The sequence below is a fragment of the Saccharothrix deserti genome (assembly GCF_009769385.1).
In the GTDB taxonomy this organism is placed as follows: domain Bacteria; phylum Actinomycetota; class Actinomycetes; order Mycobacteriales; family Pseudonocardiaceae; genus Actinosynnema; species Actinosynnema deserti.
In genome coordinates this window covers 10833-28470 of record NZ_VKAB01000023.1, presented here as the reverse complement: position 1 = coordinate 28470, position 17638 = coordinate 10833, and the positions used below count along the sequence as shown (strand labels likewise).

The 17638-nt window shown below is 70.2% G+C and carries 20 protein-coding genes; 9 read left to right on the top strand and 11 right to left on the bottom strand.

Translation table 11 applies throughout. From position 1 onward, the window contains the following. The first annotated feature begins 3 nt into the window (after positions 1 to 3). Positions 4 to 669, top strand: coding sequence for a helix-turn-helix domain-containing protein (locus FM051_RS31560; RefSeq protein WP_202919121.1), 666 nt, complete (start codon positions 4 to 6; stop codon positions 667 to 669). A 54-nt stretch (positions 670 to 723) separates the two neighbouring features. Here the strand turns inward: FM051_RS31560 and FM051_RS31555 are convergent, their stop codons facing one another. From FM051_RS31555 to FM051_RS31540, 4 genes are all read right to left on the bottom strand, one after another. Then, positions 724 to 1158: a VOC family protein gene (locus tag FM051_RS31555; RefSeq protein ID WP_158849776.1), complete on the bottom strand. Its 435-nt coding sequence runs from the start codon at positions 1156 to 1158 to the stop codon at positions 724 to 726. Between the two features lie 119 nt (positions 1159 to 1277). Beyond that, positions 1278 to 1784 (bottom strand): GNAT family N-acetyltransferase, encoded by a 507-nt coding sequence (locus tag FM051_RS31550; protein WP_158849774.1) that lies wholly within the window; start codon positions 1782 to 1784, stop codon positions 1278 to 1280. Positions 1785 to 1794: 10 nt separating this feature from the next. After that, a complete protein-coding gene (locus FM051_RS31545) occupies positions 1795 to 2340 on the bottom strand; it encodes a phosphotransferase (protein WP_158849772.1) in 546 nt (181 codons plus the stop codon). 1 nt (position 2341) lies between these two features. After that, the gene (locus tag FM051_RS31540; protein WP_158849770.1) at positions 2342 to 2971 is read right to left on the bottom strand and encodes a class I SAM-dependent DNA methyltransferase; all 630 of its coding nucleotides are present in this window, start codon (positions 2969 to 2971) and stop codon (positions 2342 to 2344) included. 111 nt (positions 2972 to 3082) lie between these two features. Here FM051_RS31540 and FM051_RS31535 point away from each other — a divergent pair, with 111 nt between their 5' ends. After that, positions 3083 to 3541 (top strand): SRPBCC family protein, encoded by a 459-nt coding sequence (locus tag FM051_RS31535; protein ID WP_158849768.1) that lies wholly within the window; start codon positions 3083 to 3085, stop codon positions 3539 to 3541. A 4-nt stretch (positions 3542 to 3545) separates the two neighbouring features. On the opposite strand, the gene FM051_RS31530 is transcribed toward FM051_RS31535, so the two are convergent. The 6 genes from FM051_RS31530 to FM051_RS50825 form a co-directional block, all read right to left on the bottom strand. Continuing rightward, entirely contained in the window at positions 3546 to 4526 is a 981-nt protein-coding gene (locus FM051_RS31530; RefSeq protein ID WP_158849765.1) for an NADPH:quinone reductase, read from the bottom strand. A 207-nt stretch (positions 4527 to 4733) separates the two neighbouring features. Beyond that, positions 4734 to 5981 carry an RNA polymerase sigma factor gene (locus FM051_RS31525; RefSeq protein WP_158849763.1) on the bottom strand — a complete coding sequence of 416 codons (1248 nt, stop codon included), beginning with the start codon at positions 5979 to 5981 and terminating at the stop codon, positions 4734 to 4736. Positions 5982 to 6044: 63 nt separating this feature from the next. Next, positions 6045 to 6491: a YciI family protein gene (locus FM051_RS31520; protein ID WP_158849761.1), complete on the bottom strand. Its 447-nt coding sequence runs from the start codon at positions 6489 to 6491 to the stop codon at positions 6045 to 6047. Between the two features lie 131 nt (positions 6492 to 6622). After that, positions 6623 to 7462, bottom strand: coding sequence for an SDR family oxidoreductase (locus tag FM051_RS31515; protein WP_158849759.1), 840 nt, complete (start codon positions 7460 to 7462; stop codon positions 6623 to 6625). Between the two features lie 92 nt (positions 7463 to 7554). Then, entirely contained in the window at positions 7555 to 8025 is a 471-nt protein-coding gene (locus tag FM051_RS31510) for a DoxX family protein (RefSeq protein WP_158849757.1), read from the bottom strand. 1 nt (position 8026) lies between these two features. Then, positions 8027 to 8506, bottom strand: coding sequence for an MSMEG_6728 family protein (locus FM051_RS50825; RefSeq protein ID WP_202919120.1), 480 nt, complete (start codon positions 8504 to 8506; stop codon positions 8027 to 8029). A 111-nt stretch (positions 8507 to 8617) separates the two neighbouring features. Between FM051_RS50825 and FM051_RS31500 the strand changes: the two genes are divergently transcribed. The 3 genes from FM051_RS31500 (at position 8618) to FM051_RS31490 (ending at position 10680) form a co-directional block, all read left to right on the top strand. Then, positions 8618 to 9262 carry a TetR/AcrR family transcriptional regulator gene (locus tag FM051_RS31500; protein ID WP_158849755.1) on the top strand — a complete coding sequence of 215 codons (645 nt, stop codon included), beginning with the start codon at positions 8618 to 8620 and terminating at the stop codon, positions 9260 to 9262. Positions 9263 to 9367: 105 nt separating this feature from the next. After that, positions 9368 to 9868 carry a hypothetical protein gene (locus FM051_RS31495; RefSeq protein ID WP_158849753.1) on the top strand — a complete coding sequence of 167 codons (501 nt, stop codon included), beginning with the start codon at positions 9368 to 9370 and terminating at the stop codon, positions 9866 to 9868. Positions 9869 to 10038: 170 nt separating this feature from the next. Beyond that, the gene (locus FM051_RS31490) at positions 10039 to 10680 is read left to right on the top strand and encodes a ThuA domain-containing protein (RefSeq protein ID WP_202919119.1); all 642 of its coding nucleotides are present in this window, start codon (positions 10039 to 10041) and stop codon (positions 10678 to 10680) included. Positions 10681 to 10698: 18 nt separating this feature from the next. Here the strand turns inward: FM051_RS31490 and FM051_RS31485 are convergent, their stop codons facing one another. Further along, entirely contained in the window at positions 10699 to 11964 is a 1266-nt protein-coding gene (locus tag FM051_RS31485; protein WP_158849751.1) for an ROK family transcriptional regulator, read from the bottom strand. Between the two features lie 172 nt (positions 11965 to 12136). On the opposite strand from FM051_RS31485, the gene FM051_RS31480 reads away from it, so the two are divergent. The 4 genes from FM051_RS31480 to FM051_RS31465 are packed head-to-tail and all read left to right on the top strand — an operon-like array spanning position 12137 to position 17541. Further along, positions 12137 to 13822, top strand: coding sequence for an ABC transporter substrate-binding protein (locus FM051_RS31480; RefSeq protein WP_158849749.1), 1686 nt, complete (start codon positions 12137 to 12139; stop codon positions 13820 to 13822). Between the two features lie 27 nt (positions 13823 to 13849). Beyond that, positions 13850 to 14839 carry an ABC transporter permease gene (locus FM051_RS31475; protein WP_158849747.1) on the top strand — a complete coding sequence of 330 codons (990 nt, stop codon included), beginning with the start codon at positions 13850 to 13852 and terminating at the stop codon, positions 14837 to 14839. An 18-nt stretch (positions 14840 to 14857) separates the two neighbouring features. Beyond that, on the top strand, positions 14858 to 16684 hold the full coding sequence (locus tag FM051_RS31470; RefSeq protein ID WP_238412789.1) for a dipeptide/oligopeptide/nickel ABC transporter permease/ATP-binding protein: 1827 nt from the start codon (positions 14858 to 14860) through the stop codon (positions 16682 to 16684). After that, positions 16681 to 17541, top strand: coding sequence for an ABC transporter ATP-binding protein (locus tag FM051_RS31465; protein ID WP_158849745.1), 861 nt, complete (start codon positions 16681 to 16683; stop codon positions 17539 to 17541). Before FM051_RS31470 ends, FM051_RS31465 begins: the two co-directional genes overlap by 4 nt. Positions 17542 to 17638 lie beyond the last annotated feature (97 nt).

Genomic DNA, 17638 nt, shown 5'->3' with positions numbered 1-17638 from the left:
GAGGTGGAAGAGCGTTTGCGGCGCTGGGTCAGCGGGATCGCCGTCCAGTCGTTCGAGGGTGAGAAGTACGTGCACGCGCCGGACACGGCCACCACGCTGGTGCTGTGCACGGCGTCCGAGGGCGCGTTCGTGGTCGGGCCGCGTGATCGGGCCCGGTACACCACCGGGCAGGAGGGGCGGCGGACGATCGTGCGGTTGACGCCGGGGCGGGCGCAGGCCGTGCTGGACGTTCCGGTGGACGAGCTGGTGGACCAGGTCGTGCCGTTGAGCGAGGTGTGGGGGCGGCCGGTGGGTGACGAGGCCGCGTTGAGGTCCGCGTTGCTGAGCCGGCTCGCGTCGGCCGACCCCGGGCGGTCGGACCTCGTGCACGCGGCGGCGCGGATGCTGCGGACGCGTGGCGTGGCGGAGACGGCGCGGGCGCTCGACATCAGCGAACGGCACCTGCGGACGTTGTTCACCAAGGCGGTCGGGTTGTCGCCCAAGCAGTTCGCCCGGGTGGACCGGGTGCGCCGGGTGGTGGCGCGGGGCAAGCGCGGCGAGTGGGCACGGGTGGCGGCCGAACTGGGGTACTACGACCAGGCGCACCTGACCTCGGAATTCCGGGCCACGATGGGCGTGCCGCCCGGCGCGTACCTGGCGGGGAACCTGCCCGCTGCCACCTTCTGCTAGAGGGTGTCTCCCATCTGGCCCATGGGGACAGGACGAGGACACGTTCGCGGCCCCTCAGTCGAGACAGAACTCGTTGCCCTCGACGTCCTGCATCACGATGCACGACTCGTTGTAGCCATCGGCACGCAGCAGTTGCACGCGTACCGCGCCGAGCGCGACCAGTCGTGCGCACTCGGCCTCGAGTGTGGCGAGGCGCTCTTCACCCACGAGCCCGGTGCCGACCCGCACGTCAAGGTGCACCCGATTCTTGACGACCTTGCCTTCGGGAACGCGCTGGAAGAACAGTCGCGGACCCACACCTGAGGGATCAATGCAGGCGAACGCCGAACCCTGACGCTCAGGCGGCAGCGAGCGATCGAAATCGTCCCAGGTGGCAAACCCCTCCGGTGGCGGTGGTACGACGTACCCCAACACCTCGCACCAGAAACGAGCGACGCGCTCGGGTTCTGCGCAGTCGAAGGTGACTTGGAACTGCTTGACCGACGCCATGGGTCCACCATAGTGGCGCGTGCTGTTCACCGAGACTCCGGATGTCATCGCCGCGTGGGTCGAGGTCTCGCGTGACATGAGTTGGTGACCGCGTGGCTTACCCGATATGGGAGGCACGCCTAGAGGGTGCGGGCGAAGAACAGGGCGGTCTCGCCTTCGGCGGGCGTGCCCCGGTAGAACGTGGTGTCCAGACCGCACAGCGCGAAACCCATCCGCTGGTAGGCGCGCACGGCGGGCACGTTCACCGTTGACGTCTCCAGCCACGCGGTCAACGCGCCGTGCTCACGGCCGTGGGCGCAGGCGTGGTCGACCAGCGCCCGGCCGATACCGCGCCCCCGGTGGTCCGGCGCGACGGTGACCTGCTGGATCACCAGCCGTCGGTGCCAGTCCTCCAGGTCGACCACGACGAACCCGCGCACGCGTGGGCCGTCGGCGGCGACGAACACCGTGCCGTCCGGGTCGTCGTCCGGCGGGAAGACCTTGTGCAGTGGCGGGTCGACCGGGGTGGGGCGCAGCGTGAACCCCTGAGGGTTGGCCACCACTTCGAACACGGTGTCGGTGGTGAACGAGTCGTCCAGCGCGGCGATCCGGTCGAGGTCGGCGGGTTTGGCGGTGCGCAGCTCCACCGTGCCGAGGCTATAGCCGGGCGTGGCGGACGCCGGAGAACGTGATCCGGATGCAGGTCTCGGTGCAGCACGCGGTCGGCGTCGAGCGCGAACACGTCCGCGTCCCGGCCGGATGCCGGCGGCTCCACGTCAGGTCTCCTTCGACAGGTGGCTGATGACGCTCTCCAGTCCTTCTCGGACGATCTCGGCATCGGCGTGGTCGAGGCCGAAGACGACGTAGTGCCAGGGTTTCGTGGTGCGTTCGGCGCGGCACCCCCAGGCGGATCGCCTCGTCGGCCGGGCAGTCGTGCAGGGCGCGCAGGAACAGGCCGAGTTGGTGGCCGTGTTCGGGGATCTCCAACGGCTCGCCCGGCACGAGCACGTGCCGCACGACGAACGGTTCCTCCGACACGACCTCGGGGACCGGCACGGGCAGCGGCAGGCGGGGCGCGAGCCACGGCATCAGCCGGGTCTCCCGGCGCAGCTGCTCCACCACGTCCGGCCGCCGTGGTCGCCGCTCGACCCAGCGCCCGTCCACCAACCGCGCCAGGCTGTCCCAGCCGCCGTCGAAGTCCACGTCAGCCCGCCTTGTTCGCCAGCAGACAGGCCTGGGGCCGTGCCCCCTCCCAGAGCATCCGGGCGGTGACGACGAGCCCGGCCTCACGCAGCCACTCGACGACCCGGTCCGGCGGGAGCAGGTAGGCGTCGTAGGTCACCGGGAGGCCGTACGACTGGAGCGGGTGCAGGTGTTCGTCGCCGACGTGGAAGCCGACCAGGACCTGGCCGCCGGGCGCGAGCGTCCGGTGGAACTCGGCGAACACGCCCGGCAACTCGGCGGGCGGCGTGTGGAAGATCGACCACCAGGCGACGATGCCGCCCAGCTCGCCGTCGGCGATGTCGAGCGCGGTCATCGTCCCGACGTCGAACCGCAGGTGGGGGAAGGCCTGGCGGGCGATCTCGATCATCCGGGGCGACAGGTCGACGCCGAACGCGTCCAGTCCGAGCTCGTGCAGGTGCGCGGTGATCTTGCCGGGACCGCACCCGATGTCGGCGACCGGCCGCCCGCCCGGGACGAGCTCGGCGAAGGCGGCGAGCAGGCTGCGCTCCAGGGGCCGGTGCCCGAGCCCGAAGTCCTCCCGCCGGGCGAAGGTCTCGGCCACGGTGTCGTAGGACGCTCTGGTCGCGGCCAGGTGGGCGGGTTCGTTCATGGTCGAATTCCTACCTCTCCGAACCCCTCCGCGCCCGCTGTTTCGCGGGTGAGGTGATCAGGCGAACGGTATGTCCGCCTGCCGAGCCGATTCCCGTCGTAGGGTCGGCCGATGACGCGCTTCGAGGTCGTCACCCCGATCGCCGCACCACCGCGGCGGGTCTTCGACATCTCGCTGGACGTCGAGGTGCACACCGCCTCCATGGCCGACGCCGCCGAGCAGGCCGTCGGCGACATCACCTCCGGCCGGCTCCGATCCGGCGACACCGTCACGTGGCAGGCCACGCACTTCGGCGTGCGCTGGCGGATGACCTCCCGGATCAGCGTATTCGACCCGCCGCGGTACTTCGTCGACGAACAGGTGCGCGGCCCGTTCAAGCGCTGGCACCACGCCCACCACTTCGAGCCGGACGGGCGCGGCGGCACGGTGATGCGCGACGTCGTCGATTTCGCCGCACCGCTGGGCCCGCTCGGAACCGTCGCCGAGCTGGCCGTGCTCGACCGCTACATGCCCCGGCTGATCAGGAGCCGCAACGAGCACGTCAAGGCCGTCGCCGAGGCAGGCGGCTGAACCGTCAGTCGGGGATGGTGAGCAGGACGCGGCCACGGCTGCCGGCGTCCACACCGTCGTGGGCGGGTGCGATCTCCGCGAGCGGGTATCGGGAACCGACCGCGATCGACAGGGCTCCGGCGCCGGCCGCCGCGGTGAGGTCGCGGGCCGCCTGCTGCTTGGCCTCGGGGGAGAAGTCGTCGCTGCCGAGCAGGCGCAGGGTCACGTTGGCGAACAGCAGCGGCCAGAACGGCAGTTCCGGACGGTCCGCGCGGGTGGCGTAGGCGGCGATGACGGCGTCGTTCGCGACCACCGCGGCGTCCAGGTCGGCGTTCTCGGACATGGCCACCTCGACGACCCGGTCCACGCCCCGGGGCGCGTGCTCGCGGATCGCTCCCGCCGGGTCGGGCTGGTCGAGGGCGACGGCGTGGGACACCGCGGACGGATCCACCCGGGCCAGGTCCGCGCTGCGCAGCACGGTCGCGATGACGGTGGCCCCACCCCACGCGGCCAGCTGGGCGGCCACCGAGCCGACCCCGCCGAGCACTCCGTGCACCAGCACGATCCGCCCGTCGACCGGGCCGTCGCCGAACACGGCCCGGTGCGCGGTGATCCCGGGGATGCCCAGGCTCGCCCCGAGTTCGTCACCGACGTGGTCGGGCAGCGCCACGGCCTGGTGCGCGGGCACCACGGTGTACTGGGCCGCCGTCCCGGACGGCCGGTACGACTGCGCGCCGTACACCCACACCCGCTCCCCGACGCGGACGTGGTCGACGCCCTCGCCGACGGCGTCCACGACACCGGCCCCGTCGCTGTGCGGGACCACCCGCGGGAAGGGCATCGACGAACCGAGCCAACCGCGCCGCTTCTTGGTGTCACCGGGGTTGACGCCCGACACGGTCACCCGCACCCGTACCTCGCCGGGACCGGGCGCCGGATCGGGCAGCTCGCCGACCTCGAGCACGTCGTCCGCCGGGCCTTGCCGGTCGTACCAGGACGCGAGCATTCGATGACCTCCGTCGATCTCTACTCCGATCAGGGTGCGCCCAGCCGGTTCGAGCCGGTGCAGATCGTCGCACGGCCCCGGACTGCCGACTGCGGGGCACGAACCCTCCGAGGCGCCGTGCGTTCCGGTTGACATCGAGGCGCGTCGGTGGCGACGAGCGGCCGACCTCCCGGGCGACCGAGCCCGCCGTCTGCGGAGCAGCGGCAATCAAACACAGGCGGCGGCGCGGTCGAGTAGCAGCTTGCGCTCCCGTTCGTTGCGGGTGAGCCCGGCCGCCCGCTCGAACTCCGCCCGCGCCTCGGCGTGCCTGCCGAGCTTGGCCAGCAGGTCGCCGCGCACGCTCGGCAGCAGGTGGTAGTCCTTCAACGCGGGCTCGTCCACCAACTCGTCCACCAGTTCCAGCCCGACCGCCGGGCCGAACGCCATCCCGATCGCCACCGCGTGGTTCAGTTCCACGATCGGTGACGGCGCGACCAGCGACAACGCCTCGTAGAGGCCGGCGATCCGGGTCCAGTCGGTGTCCTCCGGCACGCGTGCCCGCGCGTGGCACGCGGCGATGGCCGCCTGCAGCGCGTACGGTCCGCCGGCGCCGCCCAACGACTCGGTCTTCGCCAACGCCGCCAGGCCGCGGCGGATCAGCATCTGGTCCCAGCGCGCCCGGTTCTGCTCCAGCAGCAGCACGGGTTCGCCGTTCGGGCCGATCCGGGCCTTGGCCCGGGACGCCTGGATCTCCAGCAACGCCACCAGCCCGTGCACCTCGGGTTCGCGCGGCATCAGGCCGGCCAGCACGCGGGCCAGCCGGAGCGCGTCCTCGCACAGCGCCGGGCGCATCCAGTCGTCACCCGCGGTGGCCGAGTAGCCCTCGTTGAAGATCAGGTAGATCACGCCGAGCACGGACGCCAGCCGGGCGTCCCGTTCGTCCTCCGCCGGGACCTCGAACGGGACACCGGCCTTGGCCAGCGTCTTCTTCGCCCGCACGATCCGCTGCGCCACCGTCGACTCGGGCACCAGGAACGCGCGGGCGATCTCGTCGGTGGTCAGCCCGCCCAGCATCCGCAGGGTCAACGCCACCTGCGCCTCAGTGGACAGCACCGGGTGGCAGGCGGTGAACACCAGCCGCAGCAGGTCGTCGTCGATGTCGCCGACGCGGGCCCCCGCGTCCGGCACGTGGTCGGACTCGGTGCTCCGGCCGATCTCCTCCAGCTTGCGCCGGTAGTTCTGCTTGCGCCGGATGATGTCGACGGCCCGGTTCTTCGCGGCGGTCATCAGCCACGCGCCGGGGTTGCGCGGGATGCCCTGCTCCGGCCACTGCTCCAAGGCGCTGACCATCGCGTCCTGGGCCAGTTCCTCGGCCAGGCCGACGTCCCGCACCATTCGCGCCAGTCCGGCGATCAGGCGGGCGGACTCGATCCGCCACACCGCTTCGACCGCACGACGCGCATCGGTAGCTGCCACGACCTGGGATCAGATCAGCTACCGATGCGCGTCGGCAAGGCGAAGGGACGAGCAGCCCCCGGTTCAGCGGTTCTGGTTCAGCTCGGCCTTGGCTCGGGCGTCGAACTCCGCGCGCAGCTCGCGCTCGCGCTCCACGAGCCCTTCCGGCGCGTTCTCGAAGTCCTCGGGGTCGAAGACCTGGCGGATCTCGATCTGGGACTCCTCGCCGGTCGGGTTCGGCACCCGCTTCACCCACTCGATCGCCTCATCGATCGACTTCAGCTCGAGCAGCCAGAACCCCGCGATCAGCTCCTTGGTCTCGGTGAACGGGCCGTCGACCACCGTCCGCTTGTCACCGGAGAAGTAGACCCGCGCGCCCTTGGAGCTGGGGTGCAGGCCCTCGCCGGCCAGCATCACGCCCGCCTTGACCAGCTCCTCGTTGAAGGCGCCCATCGCGCTGAGCATCTCCTCGCTCGGCATGACGCCGGCCTCGGTGTCCTCGTTGGCCTTGACGATCACCATGAAACGCATTGTGTTCTCCCTGTCGGTTCATCGGCCGGTCCATCCTGGCCTCTACTGACGCGACGAACGGGGAGCAGCCGGAATCGACACGCGGGCCGAGATTTTTCCAAGATTTTTTAGCGAGTCCCTGACCAGCGGTTTTACGTGATCGGTGAGCCGCCGGTCACGCCGATGACCTCGCCGGTGATGTAGCTGGAGTCGGACGAGGCCAGGAAGACGTAGAGCGGCGCCAGCTCGGCGGGCTGGGCGGCGCGGCCGAGCGGGGCCTGTTCGCCGAACCCCTCGACCGAGTCCGGCGGCATGGTGGCCGGGATGAGCGGCGTCCACACCGGGCCGGGCGCGACCGAGTTCACCCGGATGCGCCGGTCGGCGAGGTTCTGCGCCAGGCCCTTGGTGAAGTTCACGATCGCCGCCTTGGTGGTGGCGTAGTCGAGGAGCTGCGGTGACGGCTGGAACGCCTGGATGGACGACGTGGTGATGATCGTCGAGCCCTCGGCCATGTGCGGTACGGCGGCCCGGCACAGCCAGAACATCGCGTAGACGTTCGTCTTCAGCACGCGGTCGAACTGCTCGGTGGTGATGCCGAGCAGGCCGTCGGGCTGGGCCATCTGGTACGCGGCGTTGCTGACCAGGATGTCGATCCCGCCGAACGCCTCCACGGCCCGTGCCACGACCGCCGTGCACTGCGACTCGTCCACCAGGTCGCCGGGGACGGCGACGGCCGTGCGGCCCGCGTCCTCGATGAGTCGGGCGGTGTCGCGGGCGTCCTTCTCCTCCGACTCCAGGTAGGAGATGAGCACGTCCGCGCCTTCGCGGGCGAACGCGAGGGCGACGGCGCGGCCGATGCCGGAGTCGCCGCCGGTGATGACGGCTTTCCTGCCGATGAGCCGCCCGGTGCCGCGGTAGGTCGCCTCGCCGTGGTCCGGGGTGGGTCGGACCTCGTCGGTCAGACCGGGGTACTTCACCTTGGTCTCCGCCATGTCCGGAGGGTGCCCACCCGTTCGTCACCTGAACACGCCGACGGCGCACCTCCTGGGTGGAGGTGCGCCGTCGGGAGTTCCGGTCGGCGTGCTTACTCGCCGGTCTGCCTGCGGAGGGCGCGCTGGACCGTGAAGGCGCCCGGCCCGAAGGCGGCGAGCAGCAGGAACACCCAGCTGTAGACGGCGGCCAGCTCACCCATGTTGTGCATGGGGAGCAGCGCCTCCGGTTGGTGGACGGTGAAGTAGGCGTAGGCCATCACACCGGAGAGCACGAACGCGGCCGGGCGTGCCGCCAGACCCACCAGCACCAGGACCGCGCCGACCAGTTCGATCACGCTGCCGTACCAGCCCGGCCACGAGCCGAACGGGACCGCGGTGCCCTGGCCGTCGATACCGCCCAGGAAGCCGAGGCCCTGCAGGCCGTGGCAGCCGAACAGGAACGACACGACGATGCGGAAGGCGGCGAGCACCAGGTCGTTGCGCTTGGTCGTGACGGCGGCGGCGGTCGCGGTCGCGGTGGTGGCGGTGGCGGTGGCGGTGCGGGTGTCGGCCGTGGTGGTCATCTCAGCTCCCCTTCTCGGTGGTCTTACTAGAGCGACGAACGGGGTTGCGCCGGATCGACACGTCCGCGGAACTTTTTTCGCCGAAGTCGAGCTCGAGGGTGAAACGGCTGGTCGGAGGGGGAAGGGGCTGGCCGCGGCGGAAGAAGCGGACCTTCCTCGGGTCGGTCGCCTCGGCCAGCATCGCGTCCATGTCGGCCTCGGTCGGGATGCGGCCGACCGATGGGCCGGGGAGGAGCACGGCGCGCGTGCCGTCCCGGTGGCCTCGGCGTCGCCACTCGTCGCACACGGCCAGCCCGTAGGCGACCAGTGCGGGGGTGAAGCCGCGCCACATGAGGACGGCCGGGTGCCGTTTCCAGCCGTACTCGGGCCAGACCAGGGCGCGCAGGATCTGCAGGGTCTCGACGCGCTGCTTGCCGAGCCGCCGCGTGTCCAGGGTGGCGGCGCTGCGGCCGAAGGTGGCGCGCGGCAGGAACGTCTGCACCCGTTCGGCCTACCCCGCCGTCCTCCTGCCAAGCACACCGTCCCGCATCAGGTGCCGTGGCCGACCGGTCGTCCACGCTGCAAGAGACCGGCGGGCTGTTAGCCTGGGTCGGTGGAGTTCCAGCGCGCCAGAAGGCCCGAGCAGGTGGAGCAGCGGCGGCGCACGATCCTCGACACGGCGTGCGCGATGCTGCGGGAGCGGTCCGTCGCCGACATCAGCCTGCGGGAGCTGAGCCACCGGGTCGGGCTCGCGAAGTCGAACGTGCTGCGGTACTTCGACAGCAGGGAGGCGATCTTCCTCGAGGTGTTGGACGAGGAGTGGGGCGCCTGGCTGGACGAGGTCGAGGGCGCGCTGGCGGCCGACGGTTCGGATGCCGTCGAGGTGGCGACCACGATCGCGCGGTCCCTGCTCCGGCGGCGGCTGATGTGCGAGTTGATCAGCGGCATGGCGGCGGTTCTGGAGCGCAACATCCCGGTCGACTTCGCCCGAGTGTTCAAGCGCAGGGCGACCGCCCACACCGCCCGTTTGGCGGACCTGGTGCGGGCTCGCGTGCCGGTGCTGGACGAGGCGGCGGCGCGGCACTTCGCCAAGACGGTGCTGGTGATGACGGCCGGGTTGTGGCCCCATGCGAATCCGACGGACGCGGTCGCGCAGGCCATGCGGGAGATGGGCGCGCCGACGGCGGGGGAGATGTTCACCGTCGGGCTGACCGAGGGCTTGGTGAACCAGTTGGTCGGCCTGGTCGCTCGGGCCTGACGGAGGTCTCCCAGTCGCCGGACGGGTGTTGTCCCGGTGGTTCGAACGGGGGAAGATCCGCCACGAATGTGGGAGGCGCACCGCCTCGGTCCGTGAGGGGGCGTTGTGCCGGTCGGTCGTGCTGTTCGGGTGCTGTTGTCGGCGTTGGCGGTCTCGGTGGTCCCGTCGGCGCTCGTGGTGAGCCAGCCGGTCGCACTGGTCCCGTCGGGTGACACACCCCCGAGTGCCGAAACCGCCTCCCTGCGGCACTGGTGGCCGGACGGTCAGCCGCCCCGGCCCGCCGCCGAGCCCGCACCCGCCGAACCGGTGGCCCAAGCGGAGCCGAACGCCGAGTCGCCCGCCGAGCCCGGTGCCGTCCTCCAGGCCGCACCGCAACCCGGCGTGGGTGCCGCACCGTCCGACGGCCTGTCCATCGCCGAACGCAACAACCGCATCGCCACCCCACGGCCCTCGATGGACGAGACCCTCGGTGAGCCCGTGAAGCCGCCCGTACAGGTGATCCGCAACGACCCGCCGCCACCGGTCGCCGACCCGACCACCGACCCCGCCCCGCCCGCCCCGGCGGACCCCGCACCGACAGCCACCACCGAGCCGCCCGCGCCGTAGCGGCCCACCGGCGACAACTACCTGCGGCCCCGCGCCGCCGAGTGCGTTCGCTTGCTGGTTTCGTTGGCACGGCGGCAGAGCTGGCCGACCTGCTCGTCGAGTGGCACGCGGCGGGCGTCTCCTGGTTCCGCTTGCGGCTCGCCCGATCCGGTCGCCTAGGGTGCTGTTCCGTGAAGGCACTCGTGGTTCGTGGTGGCTGGACCGGGCACTCGCCGGTGGAGGCCACCGACGCGTTCCTGCCGTTCCTGCGCGGTGCGGGGTTCTCGGTGGACGTGTCGGACTCGCTGGACGCCTACGACGCCGGTCTGGGCGCGTACGACCTGATCCTGCAGTGCTGGAGCGACGGTGTGCTGACCGACGACCAGTTCGCCTGCCTCGACGCGGCCGTGCGAGCCGGGACGGGACTGGCCGGGTGGCACGGCGGCCTGGTCGACTCGTTCCGCCACTCCCGCGGCTACATGCAGTTGGTCGGCGGGCAGTTCGTCGCCCACCCCGGTGATTTCGTGGACCACCGGGTGGAGATCACGTCCACCCACCCCGTGGTGGAGGGCCTGTCCGGCTTCTCGCTGCGCACCGAGCAGTACTGGGTCCTGACGGACGACCTCAACGACGTCCACGCAACCACGACCTTCGCCGCCGCCGCACCCTGGCAGGCGCAGTTGACGGTGCCGGCGGTGTGGACGAGGCGATGGGGCGCGGGCCGCGTCTTCGCCTGCACGATCGGCCACTCCCCGGCCGACCTCGCCCTGCCGCCGGTCCGAGCCCTGGTGGAACGCGGCCTGCTCTGGGCCGCCCGCCCCGCCGACCGCTAACCCCGGCGAGCCGTCCGCTCAGGCGCCTGAAGCGGGCAGCGCGGCGGGCTCCGAGTCGGACAGGTTTTCCGGCAGCCTCAGCCCCTCGTGCAGCGGCACGAGTTCGGATTGCAGCACCAGTGCCGCACCGCCGATCGCGGACGCAGTGGCGGCCGAGCGGGACAGTCGTACGTCGACGCCGTGCGCCGCCCGGGAGAAGAACGCCCGGTCCAGTTCATCCCGCACCACCGGCAGGTACACCGAACCCGCGATCGCGAAGCTGGGTCCCGTCAGCACCAGGACCTCCAGGTCCATGATGTTCGCCAACGTCCGCGCCGCCACCGCGATGTACCGCGCCGAACGCTCCAGGATCGCCATCGCCGACGGTTCGCCGCGCCGCGCCGCCCGGCTCACCGCCGCGAAATCCGACGACACCGACCGAGCCCGCCCGGTCAACCCCGCCGAACCGGCCAACGCCGCGTCCGCACGCGCCGCCGCGACCACCGCCGCCGGACCGGCCATCGTCTCCACGCAGCCACGGGCGCCGCACCAGCACTCCGGCCCGTTCGCGTCCACGCAGATGTGCCCGATCTCCCCGGCGTTCCCACTGCTCCCGCGGTACGCGATGCCGTTGATGACCAGACCCGCGCCGATACCCGTGCCCATGTACAGCGCCGCGGCCGTGCCGCCGATACCGCCCGACCAGTGCTCGCCCAACGCCGCCGCCGTGGCGTCGTTGTCCAGCACCACCGGCAGGTTCACCGCCTGCTCCAACGCCTGGTCGAGCGGGAAGTCCTCCCACTTGCGCATGGACGGCGGCGTCAGGCCCATGCCGGTGCTCGAACTGAGCGGCCCGGGGGAGACGAGACCGAGCCCCAGCACCCGCTTGTGGTCCACGCCGACGCTGTCGATCAAGCTCTTCACCTCGGCGGCCATCCGCCCGACCACGGTCCGCGGTTCCGCCGCACCTGCCCCGGCCCGCGAAATCCGTGCGACCACGGATCCGCCGAGGTTGGTCAGTACATACGTTATGCCCGCGTGGTCCAGGTGCACGCCCACCGCGTAACGGGAGGAGTGGTTGAGCTGGAGCAGGACCCTCCGCTTGCCGCCGGTCGATTCCGCACGACCGGTCTCCACGACCAGACCCTCGTCGATGAGCTTGCGGACGACGGTCGAGATCGTGGCGCCGGTGAAGCCGGTGGCGTTGATCAGGCCGACGCGGCTGATGGTGCCCGCGGCGCGGATCACGTCGAGCACGGCGGATTTGCTGCTCGCGTGTTGCGTAGCCCGCGCCGGTCCGCTCACCGGGACCCCCTGCGTCCGTCTTGGTTCGTTCGTCCTTAGTTCGTTCGTCGGACGAAGCGTAGCAACTTGGCCTGCAGATGACGTCGAGGTGTTGACTTCGTTTCTTCGATGACTTAACAATCCACCTCAACGCGGGACCGCGGCCGGTCTCGGGCCACGAGAGGAATCAACGATGTTCCTGAAGGCAAGGCGCTTCTCACGGACGCGCATGGCGGCGGCCGGACTGGCCGCGGTCGCCATGCTGGCGACAGCGTGTGGTGGATCCAGCGCGCAGAACGACGCGAACAAGGACACCCTGGTCCTGCCCGGCCCGTCCGGCGACATGCAGGCGAACTTCAACCCGTTCGTGCCCACCCTGCTCGAAGGCCCCGGCACCATCTTCGAGCCGATGTTCTTCTTCAACAACATCCGCGACGTCGAGCCCAGGCCGCGGTTGGGCAAGACCTTCGAGTGGAACGCCGACGGCACCCAGCTCGACATCGAGCTGCGCGACGACGTCAAGTTCACCGACGGCCAGAAGATGACCTCCAAGGACGTCGTCTTCACCCTCGACATGATCGCCAAGAACCCGGGTATCAACGGCACCAACTACAAGGGCGTGGCGACCGCGATCGACGAGACCCACGTGTCGATCAAGTTCTCCGAACCGTCCTACATGGACGGTCCGCAGGTGCTCGGCAAGATCTACATCGTCCCCGAGCACAAGTGGAAGGACATCGGCAACCCGGCGACCGAGCCCCTCAAGGAGCCGGTCGGCACCGGCCCGTTCATGCTGGAGGAGTTCAAGGCCCAGGCGTTCACGCTCAAGGCGAACCCCGACTACTGGGGCGGTGAGCCGGCAGTGAAGAAGATCCGCTACATCTCGCTGTCGGGCAACCAGGGGGTCGTCGACGCGCTGAAGGCCGGCCAGATCGACTGGCAGACCGGCCCGGTACCGGACATCAAGAACGTCGAGAAGAACTACCCCGGCTACAAGGCCATCACCACCCCGTTGAACCAGGTCGCCCTCTTCACCTGCTCGAACGCCGCCCTGGGCTGCCAGGGCCCGCAGACCGACGTGGCCGTCCGCAAGGCCGTCTACTACGCCATGAACCGCACCCAGATCAACGCGCTCGCGTTCGAGAACACCGCCAGCGAGGTGTCCCCCGGCGCGGCGCTGCTGGAGCGGGACAAGGACCAGATCTCCAGCGAGCTCAAGGAGAAGACCGCGCCGATGCAGCCGGACACGGCCAAGGCGACGCAGCTCCTGGAGAGCGCCGGCTACACCAAGGGCGGTGACGGCATCTACCAGAAGGACGGCAAGCCGCTGGCCATGACGCTCAAGGTCGTCGCCGGCTGGACCGACTACATCACCGCCGTCGACACCTTGAGCCAGCAGCTCCAGCAGGTCGGCATCAAGATCACCGCGCAGCAGCTGTCCTGGAACGAGTGGTCCGACGCGCGTGGCCAGGGCGAGTTCGAGCTGCTGATCGACTCGATCCACCAGGGTCCGGCGCCCGACCCGTTCTACAACGCGTCCTACTTCTTCAGCACCGCGACCACGGCCAAGGTCGGCGAGGTGGCGAACCCGAACTTCTCCCGCTTCTCCAACCCCGAAGTCGACGCCGCGCTCACCGCGCTGAAGGGCATCGACCCGGAGGACGACGCCGCCCGCCAGCCGTACTTCGACACCATCCAGACGGAGATCGAGGAGTCGATCCCGTACATCCCGGTCCTGACCGGTGGTATCACCAGCGAGTACAACGCGAAGAAGTTCACCGGTTGGCCCACGAAGGAAGACCTGTACGCGTTCCCGGCACTGTGGGCGCGCCCCGAGGCTTCCGAGATCATCATGAAGCTCAAGCCGGCCGGCCAGTGATCGACTGAGTGAGCGATAGGCGGACCGATGAGGTACTACGTCCGAAAGTTCGCGTTCTACCTGGTCGCCCTCTGGGCGGCGCTGACGCTGAACTTCTTCATCCCGAGGCTCCTGCCGGGCAACCCGGTGGACATCCTCATGGCGAGGCTCTCCCAACGGGGCGGAACCGTGGACCCGTCGGCCCGCAGAGCGTTCGAACTGATGCTCGGCACGAACAGCAGCGAATCGCTCTTCCAGCAGTACATCTCGTACCTGGGCAACATGCTCCGCGGTGACCTCGGCATCTCGGTGAGCGCCTTCCCGGCGCCGGTGTCCGAGGTCATCGCGACCGCCCTGCCGTGGACCCTGATGCTCGTCGGCATCGCGACGTTCCTGTCGTTCGCCTTCGGCATCGTCCTCGGCACGTTCGTCGGCTGGCGGCGCGGCACCTGGCTGGACAGCCTGGTGCCCGCCACCACCGTGCTGTCCGCCGTGCCGTACTTCTGGCTGGCCCTGCTCCTGGTCGCGGTGCTGTCCTCGGCGTGGGGCTGGTTCCCGCTCCAGGGCGGCTACGACATCCTGCTCTCGCCCGGCTGGAACGGCGAGTTCATCGGCTCGGCGATCTACTACGGCACGCTGCCCGCGTTGACCATCGTGATCTCGTCGGTCGGCGGCTGGCTGCTCGGCATGCGCAACATGATGGTGTCCTCCACCGCCGAGGACTACGTGCTGACCGCGAAGGCCAAGGGGCTGCGCGACTCCCGGATCATGATCAAGTACGCGGCCCGCAACGCGGTGCTGCCGTCGGTCGCCGGTTTCGCGATCTCCCTCGGGTTCGTGGTGTCCGGCGCCGTCATCACCGAGCAGGTGTTCTCCTACCCGGGCATCGGGTCCAAGCTCCTGCAAGCGGTGCAGAACAACGACTACGCCCTCATGCAGGGCATCTTCCTGGTGATCACGGTCGCCGTGCTCGGCGCGAACCTCGTGGTCGACCTGCTGTACGCCGTCATCGACCCGCGCACCCGCGTCAGCGGCTGAGCAAGGAGAACGGACACCGTGACGAACCTCAGTGCTGTCACCGTCGAGCCTCCGCGCGGACGGGCCGGCTGGCGGTCGATGCTGCCGCGCTGGTCGCCGAAGCTCGGCGTCGGCCTGGTCCTGATCGCGCTGATCACGTTCCTCGGCGTGATCGGCCCCCTCCTGGTCGGCGACCCGAACACGATCCGCGACATCAGCCTGACGCCGCCGAGCGGCGACTTCTGGCTGGGCACCACGTGGACCGGCCAGGACATCGTGGCGCAGCTCGCCCACGCGACCAGGGGATCGCTCTACATCGGCCTGCTGGTCGGCGTGATGTCCACCGCCCTGTCCGCGCTGTTCGGCATCGTCGGCAGCTACATCGGCGGGTACGTGGACGAGGGCTTCAACCTGTTCTCCAACGTCATGCTGGTGATCCCCGGCCTGCCGCTGGTGATCGTCATCTCCGCGTTCGTGCCCGCCGACCAGCGCGGCATGTGGACGATCGCGGTCGTGCTGGCGATCACCGGGTGGGCCGCGTCGGCACGGGTGCTGCGCGCGCAGACGTTGTCGCTGCGCAACCGGGACTACGTCGCCGCCGCCAGGGTGTCTGGCGAGAAGCCGTGGCGCGTCATCACGGTCGAGATCCTGCCGAACCTGCTGCCGCTGCTGGCCTCGCAGTTCGTGTTCTCGGTGATCTACGCGATCCTGAGCGAGGCGGGCCTGTCGTTCCTCGGCCTGGGCGCGTCCAACTCGTCCACGCTCGGCACGATGCTCTACTACGCGCAGAACAGCTTCGCGCTGCAACGCGAGGCGTGGTGGTGGTTCGTGCCACCGGGCCTGATCATCGCCCTGTTCGGGTGCGGTCTGGCGCTGGTCAACTTCAGCATTGACGAGATCATCAACCCGAAGCTGCGTGACATCCCCCGTCGCAGCAAGGCGGAGGCGTCACGGGTTCCCGAGCCCGTTTCGCGGACCGACGACGACGTGGTGCTCACCGTGAACAACCTGTCCGTCGTCTACCAGGTGGAGAACCCGGTGCACGCGGTCAAGGACGTGTCGATCACGTTGCGGCGCGGTGAGATCCTCGGCCTGGCCGGCGAGTCCGGCTGCGGCAAGACCACCCTCGCCTACGCGATCAACCGGCTGCACCGGCCGCCCGCCGAGGTGACCGCGGGCGCGGTGACGTTCCACGACCGCGAGGGCGGCGACATCGACGTCCTGGCGCTGACGCCCGGCGAGCTGCGGGCGTTCCGCTGGTCGAAGCTGTCCATGGTGTTCCAGGGCGCGATGAACGCGCTGAACCCGGTCATCACCGTCCGGGCGCAGCTGGAGGACGTGCTCACCACGCACCGGCCGGAGATGACCAAGGCGCAGCGCAAGGCCAAGTGCGAGGAAGTGCTCAAGCTGGTCGGCGTGGACGTGCGGCGGCTCAGCTCCTTCCCGCACGAGCTGTCCGGCGGTATGCGGCAGCGCGTGATGATCGCGATGGCGCTGCTGCTCGACCCGCAGGTCATGATCATGGACGAGCCGACCACCGCGCTGGACGTGGTCGTGCAGCGCGGCATCCTGCGGGAGATCCTGCGGCTGCGCGACGAGATCGGCTTCGCCGTCCTGTTCATCACCCACGACCTGCCGCTGCTGCTCGAACTCGCCGACCGCATCGCGGTGATGAAGGAAGGCGAGGTCGTCGAGTACGCGACCGCGCAGGACATGTACGAGCAGCCCGCGCACCCCTACACCCGCCAGCTGCTCGACTCGTTCCCCAGCCTGACCGGCGAACGCGGTTCGTTCGTCCGCTCCGGCGAGCAGATGACGCCGGTCGACCGTTCCGGCGAGCCCACCGCGTCCGGAGGCGTCCGATGACCACGTTGGAAGCGAACGAGCTGGTCAAGGACTTCCACGTCCGGGTCGGCCTGCGCCGGGTCAAGCTGCGGGCGGTGGACCACGTGTCGTTCACCCTCACCCCCGGCCGCACGGTCGCGCTGGTCGGCGAGTCCGGTTCGGGCAAGTCGACCATCGCCCGGATGATCGCCCGGCTGGAGAAGCCGAGCAGCGGTTCCATCACGGTGACCGGGCCGGAGGGGAAGCGCGTGCCGGAACGGCAGTACCGGGACAACGTGCAGATGGTGTTCCAGGACCCGTTCGCCTCGCTGAACCCGTTCCACACCATCGAGCACCACCTGGCCCGGCCGTTGAAGCTGCACGGTCAGCCGCACGGCTGGAACGACGTGGTGCAGCTGCTGGAACGCGTGTCGCTGCCCGGACGCGACATCGCCGGACGCCGTCCGCACGAGCTGTCCGGCGGTCAGCGGCAGCGGGTGGCCATCGCGCGGGCGTTGGCGCCGGGCGCGAAGGTCGTGGTGGCCGACGAGCCGGTGTCCATGCTGGACGTGTCGATCCGGCTGGGCGTGCTGAACCTGATGGCGCGCCTGCAACGCGAGGAGAACCTGGCCGTCCTCTACATCACGCACGACCTGGCCACGGCACGGCACTTCTCCGACGACATCCTCGTGCTCTACAAGGGGCGCGTGGTCGAACGGGGACCGGCGGACGACGTGATCCTCAACCCGCAGCACCCGTACACCCGGATCCTGGCGTCCGCCGCCCCGAACCCCGATGCACGCGGCCGTGCCGTGGACATCGACCCGGCCGACGTGGAAAAGGCCGGCGCCGCCGCCGCATACGACCACAACAGCGGACGGTGGGAGGAAGCGAGCTGATGGCGGTCACCTGGTCCTGGTGAACCGGTGCGATTCGGCTGCTGTCAGGTGTTCCCGGGGACCGGTGAGCCTGATCTCGTTGCGACCGGACGGGCCG

Coding starts and splice junctions, on each gene's coding strand:
- FM051_RS31555 (WP_158849776.1), bottom strand. CDS start 1,158: ATGGCGTCGGTCAAGCAGTTCCAAGTCACCTTCGACTGCGCAGAACCC.
- FM051_RS31540 (WP_158849770.1), bottom strand. CDS start 2,971: ATGAACGAACCCGCCCACCTGGCCGCGACCAGAGCGTCCTACGACACC.
- FM051_RS31535 (WP_158849768.1), top strand. CDS start 3,083: ATGACGCGCTTCGAGGTCGTCACCCCGATCGCCGCACCACCGCGGCGG.
- FM051_RS31530 (WP_158849765.1), bottom strand. CDS start 4,526: ATGCTCGCGTCCTGGTACGACCGGCAAGGCCCGGCGGACGACGTGCTC.
- FM051_RS31520 (WP_158849761.1), bottom strand. CDS start 6,491: ATGCGTTTCATGGTGATCGTCAAGGCCAACGAGGACACCGAGGCCGGC.
- FM051_RS31515 (WP_158849759.1), bottom strand. CDS start 7,462: ATGGCGGAGACCAAGGTGAAGTACCCCGGTCTGACCGACGAGGTCCGA.
- FM051_RS31510 (WP_158849757.1), bottom strand. CDS start 8,025: ATGACCACCACGGCCGACACCCGCACCGCCACCGCCACCGCCACCACC.
- FM051_RS31480 (WP_158849749.1), top strand. CDS start 12,137: ATGTTCCTGAAGGCAAGGCGCTTCTCACGGACGCGCATGGCGGCGGCC.
- FM051_RS31475 (WP_158849747.1), top strand. CDS start 13,850: ATGAGGTACTACGTCCGAAAGTTCGCGTTCTACCTGGTCGCCCTCTGG.
- FM051_RS31465 (WP_158849745.1), top strand. CDS start 16,681: ATGACCACGTTGGAAGCGAACGAGCTGGTCAAGGACTTCCACGTCCGG.